Below are 718 nucleotides of genomic sequence, written 5' to 3'. Positions count from 1 at the left end.
TGACTGGGATCGTTTCTGTGGTGGTATCACCATCAAAATCTGTCGCGATGACTGGGAAGTTCAGTGTCAACTCATCACTGTCTGTCGCATGGTCGATTGGCCCTTGAAGCGTGAAGTTGTATGAGCCATCCGTATTCACGGTCAGTGTAAATACGGCTTCAGTACCTGCCGTCGCTTGGTAAGTGAAGCTACCATCACCGTTTGCAGTTTCCGTCAGCGTCACAGCCACACCTTGTGATGTTAGACCATCAACTGGCGTTGCAGCAGTATCTAATTGGTAGCTTACTACCCCATCAGAGCCTTGCGTTGTAGTAAAGTTGCCGTCGATTGAAATTGGATCTGAGCCGTCAGAGCCAATCGTCGCTAAGTCATCTTCATCCACACGGAGCGCGTCTACGTCGGTGATGGTTGGCTTATCGTCAACGATGGTGACAGGCAATGTTTCTGTTGAGGTATCGCCATCAAAGTCTGTTGCGATAATCGGGAAGTCGATTTGTAGACTGTCGCTGTTCACCGCATGGTCTAGTGGACCTTGCAGAGTAAAGGTGTAACTACCGTCTGGCTCCACAACCAATTCAAATACGGCATTGCCATCTGCTGTGGCAGTGTAAGTAAAACTGCCATCACCATTTGTTGTCTCAGCAAGCACGACAGGCTCACCGTGAGAGGTTAATCCTGCTACTGGGTCTGCCGTTGCATCAAGCTGGTATTTAACAAC

General features: G+C 49.3%; 1 pseudogene. It reads right to left on the bottom strand.

Features of this window, described 5'->3' with window-relative positions:
- Positions 1 to 718 (bottom strand): annotated as a pseudogene (locus L1076_RS26845) (hypothetical protein); the annotation flags it as partial.

The organism is Vibrio sp. MMG023 (assembly GCF_021654215.1).
GTDB lineage: Bacteria > Pseudomonadota > Gammaproteobacteria > Enterobacterales > Vibrionaceae > Vibrio > Vibrio jasicida.
Note: the sequence above shows the minus strand (reverse complement) of the source record. Positions and strands in the feature narration are given on the sequence as shown.